Annotated in this window: 4 protein-coding genes; all 4 read right to left on the bottom strand. The window is 37.6% G+C overall.

Translation table 11 applies throughout. The annotated features are described in order from the left end of the window. Window positions 1-42 precede the first annotated feature (42 nt). Window positions 43-810, bottom strand: coding sequence for a type II and III secretion system protein (locus tag NT145_01885; GenBank protein ID MCX5781444.1), 768 nt, complete (start codon window positions 808-810; stop codon window positions 43-45). Window positions 811-908: 98 nt separating this feature from the next. Beyond that, a complete protein-coding gene (locus tag NT145_01880) occupies window positions 909-2,096 on the bottom strand; it encodes a glycine cleavage system protein T (protein ID MCX5781443.1) in 1,188 nt (395 codons plus the stop codon). A 176-nt stretch (window positions 2,097-2,272) separates the two neighbouring features. Beyond that, a complete protein-coding gene (gene lpdA, locus NT145_01875) occupies window positions 2,273-3,622 on the bottom strand; it encodes a dihydrolipoyl dehydrogenase (protein ID MCX5781442.1) in 1,350 nt (449 codons plus the stop codon). A gap of 238 nt (window positions 3,623-3,860) precedes the next feature. Next, window positions 3,861-6,303: translocation/assembly module TamB domain-containing protein (locus tag NT145_01870; protein MCX5781441.1), on the bottom strand; the 2,443-nt coding region annotated here is incomplete at its 5' end.

Below are 6,303 nucleotides of genomic sequence, written 5' to 3'. Positions count from 1 at the left end.
TGAATGAATTCTTCCAGCAGGCCAAATTCTGCCATAATAATCCTATTGCTCAATAATTCTGGGCGTAACAAAAATCATAACATTTGTCTTTTTTTCAATTGTGGTCTTTCTGCTGAATAATACCCCGAACACAGGAATATCGCAAAGTAAAGGGATGCCGGACGATACATTTTCTTTGTCTGTTTCTATCAGTCCCGCAATTGTGATTGTTTGCCCGCTTTTAACTTTTACAAAAGACTTAGCTTCTCTTTTTACTATTGAAGGATACCCTCCGGACATTTTCGTATAATCTAAACGGCTTACCTCAGTATTTAAAGCAATATCAATCATTTCTTCCCCAATGATTTGGGGTGTTATTTCTACCTTTATGCCGTATTCTTTCCATTCAATACTTCCGCCGATATTGCCTGTAGCTACAATTGGTATTTCTCCGCCAACGATAACTTTTGCGGATGTTCCGGATTTAGTTAATATTTTCGGTTTGGATAATATCTGCGCTGCTCCCATTTCCTGCAATAATTTCAACTCTGCAGTTAGAGAAGTATATTGAGCCCAATCCCCCACTTTAATTAGCGACGGAAAATTTCCTATGGGTTCAGGCATAGTTGTCGGAACTCTGCCGCTTACGGTATTTGCCACCTGTCCCACCTGCATGGTATCTGTCCATTTGATACCTAGATCGTTTGCTTTGGTGTTATTTATTTCGGTTATTTCTACGGCTATTTCGACCATTTCACTTTTTGCAAAAAGATATGAAGGAATTAATGAAGCAAAAACGCAAAAACAAAGAATCAGTCTGGCCAATTTCATTTGTTGTTCCCCTTTATTGCAGAATTTGAGTTCATATTATTAAAATATTTATCAGTTGTCAACGAAGCAAAAAAGCATTGATAAATAGGGACAGACACCTATTTATCTTTTCTTTTATAAAACGGCCTTTGGACGACTTTTGCGCTTTTTTCCTGATTATGAATTAATACGGATAAAATGTCGCCGATTTTTGCCGGTTTTTCAATATATCCAAGCCCTATTCCCTTTCGAAATGTCGGAGAAAATGTTCCGCTCTTAACAATTCCGGTTTTTTTCCCCTGCATTAAAATATCGCAGCCGGCTCGCGGGATACCCTCTTCCATAATAATTGCTGAAAGGAATTTTTTTAAACCCTCTTTTTTTTGTTTTAGCAACGCTTGTTTACCAATAAAATCTTTGTCCCAAAATATTGCCCAGTCCAGCCCGGCTTCCAGAGGCGTTATATCGTCGTTTATTTCATGGCCGTGCAAAGGCATGCAGGCTTCAAGCCGTAAAGTATCTCGCGCCCCAAGCCCGCAAGGAGTAACCCCCATACTTATCAGCTTATTCCATAAAACTTTTAGTCCGTCATTAGTGATAAATATCTCAAATCCGTCTTCTCCCGTATATCCTGTTCTTGCAAGGATAGAATACTCAGGTTTCATTTCTTTCCAGGAAGGATTAATAAAACCGAAATATTTTATTTGTGACAGGTCATCATTAACCAACTTTTCCATTATTTTTTGACTTTCCGGCCCCTGAAGAGCCAAAAGCCCTATTTTATCGCTGATATTTTCTAAAATTACCCCGTTAGAGGATACTACTAACTCTTGTCCGGGATATATACTTTTATTTTTTGACAGGGGTGTAATTGTAACATCTTTATTCGTTAAAGAACTACTCTCTCTAACGGGGTGAACACCATCAATTAAATTTTCCTGAAGCCAGTTAAAGTCTTTTTCAATATTTCCCGCATTCACTACAACAAAAAAATCGTTTGGCCTGCGATAAATAATAATATCGTCAATTACTCCGCCCTTTTCATTTAAAAGCATTGAATATTTTGCCCGCCCGGGAATAATTGAGCCGATGTTTGCAACTGTAACTTTATCCAAAAACTGCGCGGCATTTTTTCCGGATATAACAAACTCCCCCATATGCGAAGCATCAAACAAACCGGCATGTTGCCTTACCGCATTATGTTCATTTATTATTGAGCTGTATTGAACCGGCATTTCCCACCCGCCAAATTCCGTCATTCTGGCATTTAATTTTATATGTTCCTCATACAATGGAGTTCTTTTCATATTTTCCCTTTCTTAAAATGATTACACAGATTAATAACTGCGATTACAGTGATTATTTTAATATCTACTCTGCTTTGTCTTTCTTAGTTTTTTAACTGACAGCTGATGGCTGAAAGCTTAAATACTCATTACTTCCAAAAAGGGCAAGCCTTTTTGGTCCAACAGCGCATCACTCATTACTGTTTTTTGGGCAGCTCCACGCATTTATTTATTGAATCTTCCAAAGCGCAAAGTAATGCTTCGGATAAACCGGGATGAAAGAACAATTCTCTTCTTAAATCGTCAACTTTAAGTTTGTTCCTTATGGCTATGCTTAATAACTGAATAAGCTCGTCAGCGTTTGCCCCTATAATCTGTCCGGATAAAATTTCATTAGTTTTTTTATTTACTGATACTTTTACCCATCCGCTTCTTTCCCCTTCTATTAACGCGCGGGAGTTTGCCGTAAAAGGAAATTTCCCGTAAACAATTTTTTCCTTTAAATCCTCAGGGATATTCCCGATGCTTGCACAAGGCGGATCGCTGAAAACAACCTTCGGAACATTAGAATATTCGGTTTTATTTTTTTCGACAAACGCATTTTCGGCTGATATCAAACCGTCAGCTATAGCCGTATAGGCAAAATAGGCTTTGCCGTTGACATCTCCCGCAGCATATATTCCTTTTACTGAAGTTTCAAGATATTCGTTTACCGAAATGCCGTTTGGGGTATATACAATTCCTTCTTTTTCCAAGAAAAGTTGGTCAATATTGGGTTTCCTGCCGACAACCAGAATTATTTTTTCAAATTTTCCGCGCAAATCGTCGCTAAAAACGGCTCCGGTATTTACACTGACGCCGGAACGCACAAGGTTTTTTTTGATTTCTTCAGAAAGTTCTACATCTTCCCCCGGAAGAATATTTGGTTCTTTTTCAATAATAGAAACTTCGCTTCCGAAATATGAAAAAATTGTTGCCATCTCAACACCGATAGCCCCGCCGCCGATAATCAAAAGCGATTTTGGAATTTCCTTTAGCTGAAGGGCATCCCTTGAATCAATTACTTTATTGTGATCAATTTTTAAATTTGGCAAATCTTTAGGCAAGGACCCGCAGGCAATAATAAGTTTTTTAAATTCAATTTCTTCTTTTTTGCCGTCAATAGAACTTATTTCTATTTTTTTTCCGCCGATAAATTTTGCCGAACCGTTTTTTGTTTCTATCTTATAACTTTCTATAAGATTTTTTAACCCTTTTGAAAGAATTTCAATATTTTTCTCATTTTTTTTCTGAATCAGTTCAAAGCTATAGTCTTTGATTTCTGCACTAAATCCGAAATTACCCGCTTTTCTTATCTTTTTTGCCAGATTAACCGATTCCCAAAGAAATTTCGTGGGAATACATCCCCAATTTAAACAGGTTCCACCGAATTTTTCTTTTTCAACCAGCAAAACCTTTTTTCCCGTCTGCGCACTACGGATTGCCGCGCTGTATCCCGCAGGGCCTGCACCCAATATTATTAAGTCAAAAATATTATTTTCTGCCATATGATAAACCTTATCCTTTAATTATCCGCCTTCGCAGAAAACTACGGACGTAAGTCCGTAGATGAATGCGAAGAAGGAACCCCCTGTTTAGTTTTGCTACTTGTCCCTGCGATTAGTTTTCGAAGAAAACTGCAGGGAGGCAAAACTAGGGGGTAAGCTTCGGCGTTTGCCTCGACGGCGGGCGGGGATTTCGCCGAAGAAACCAAAGATTCTATGGTCGTAAGACCATAGAGTTTCATTATTTTTTCTTTTTCTTTTTAGAAAACGCCCCGCCAAACCTGAACATCTGTTCTATAGATATTTTTCTTTCTCCTTCGCTTCCCAGGTCTTTATTTGCCGGTTGATAAGAGCCCCTTAAAAAAATATTTTTTGTCCATTTATATGAAAGCTCAAGTTCATGACGGAAAGCAAGATGGTCTTGAAGCCTGTCAAAAATAAGCGAGTAACCGAATAAAACCTGGTTCGTGAGATATTTTTCCATAGAATATTTTGTTCCGTACAATATGTCAACCATAGATGTCTGATTCGGATTTACAGGTTTGGTTTCGGTTTTGTCAATATATTGAACCTTGAATTGGTCTACAAGGCCGCTTTTTCTTAAAATATTGCGCGCTATCGGCGTTGCCAAAGATGAGTCAATAACTCGGATAAGCTGCCGCCTCATCAGAAATTCCCTATCTTCTCCTTCATACATTGAAGGATCCATCCTGGCCGCGCGGGCAAGAGCTTTTTCTGAAGTTAGCTGCTGATTGTCTTTAGAACTGAACCGCGGTTTAATTTTTGATATTTCTGCACGATCTATTATCATAGTTATTGTATCTGGAATACTTTGCCCGGGAATGTAGGCTTCACAAGACGCCTCCGCTTCAAGATAAACTTCGTCATTAACAATTTCTAAAAGTGCCTGTTTTACGGTAAATTCTGAACCAAAATAGGAGATAATACCGCGCTGGGCTTCTATTTTGCCGTTTACTTTTGGATCATCAGCCTTGCCGGTAAGCTTGATGCTTCCTCCGAAATTAATACTGGCAAGTTCGTTGTCATACCAGGTATTTTTTCCTGAACGAAGTTCAATATCTAACGACATAATCGGCCACAAAACATCAAGCATGCTTTCCCTGTCTTCTGCTTTTAAAAGCGACGGATAACTAAATCTGGTGTTTTCCATTTCTACCCAGCCGGATAACATTAATTTGTCCATTGGCCCGTAAAAGTTTAAATTAAATTTCGGATCGCCGTGCGAAAGATTGGAAAACAACGACCATTCGTCAGTTTTTACTAATGGGGTTGGAATCGGCAGCTGCGGAACAGATATAGTAATACCCTGGTCTTTCTCAGTTTTCCAGTTAAGGTCAAATTTCTTCGGTTTAAATCCTTCAAATATAACCGAACCGGAAAGACGGTTTAAACCACCGCCAATCTTGCCTGAAAATTCTACAATTTTTAGTAAATTATTTTTCAGGGAAAGGTCAACATTTATATCTTTAAATTTTTTGAAATATCTTTTTGAATTAAGCTCTCCTTTCGAAATTTTCAATGAACCGTTCCATGTAGGCTTTGAAAGTGTTCCTGCAAGATTAACTCTTGCTTCCAAATCTCCCTTTTCAAAAGAAATATCTTCTAATAATCCGTTGAATACCGAAAGATTTTCTTTTTCAATCGCTAAGGCAAGTTCAACTTTATTGTTAAGGATACGTTTTGCCCCTTCTTTGGTCAGACTGAACGGCACAAAACCGTCTAATGTAACCACATACTTATCTTTTTGGGCTATCCCTGAATTGTATATTTTCAAGACATTATTTTTAATATGAAAATTTACTGTTAGTGTATTAAACGGCATTTCCGCAAATGAACCGCTTGAAACAGCGATATTTCCTATAACATGCGGTTGTTCAAAAGACCCCTTCCCTATTATTATTGAATTAATCGGACCTTCAATATTCATGGGCAATTCAACAATTTCAGACAATGTTGAGCCGGGAAGATTTTTTGTAGTAACAATAAAATCCGATTTTTTCAGGCCTAAAATACCGTCAATCTCAAAACTTTTCCCTTTTTGACTGAGTTTAAGTTTGTTGAACTGAATACGCGGCCATTTCCCCAGGCCCATGCTTCCGACAGCAATTGAGGTGGTTTTTGAATAATTTCCAAAAGTTACTGTGCTTTCGTAAAAATCAAACCCTATAAAAGTTCTTGCTGCATTATGCTGATTAATCCATAAATCTTCTGCTCCGATTAGTCCTTTTATACCGTATTTCTGATTATTTTCATATAATTCACCTTTCAGATTTACTCCTCCGAAAACCGTAAACGGGCCGGCATGAACATTCCTTAATTCTGTTTTCAGCTTAAATTTATTTTCTTTTAAATCAATTAAACTTCCTTTTAAAAACAATATTTCGCTGTCCGAAAATTTCATATCCATATTTTCAATATTAAGGTTTCCGTCTTTAAAGTAAATTTTACTGCTCCATTCCGGAATAGCTAAATTTTGATAATAAAGGCCGACCCCTTTAAGATGTGCGTTGAATTCAGGATTTTTAAAAGAGTCGGATATACCGATTAATCCGGAAAATCCTCCCCCAAGAGGAATTTCCTTGTTAAGAAGATTCCCTATAAAAGATGTTGATATATATCCTATACTCCCATTTAATGATAGTTTCGGCCATATTTTTCCTTCC

The sequence above is a fragment of the Elusimicrobiota bacterium genome (assembly GCA_026388075.1).
Lineage (GTDB): Bacteria > Elusimicrobiota > Endomicrobiia > Endomicrobiales > JAPLKN01 > JAPLKN01.
This window is presented reverse-complemented; position numbering and strand designations above follow the sequence as displayed.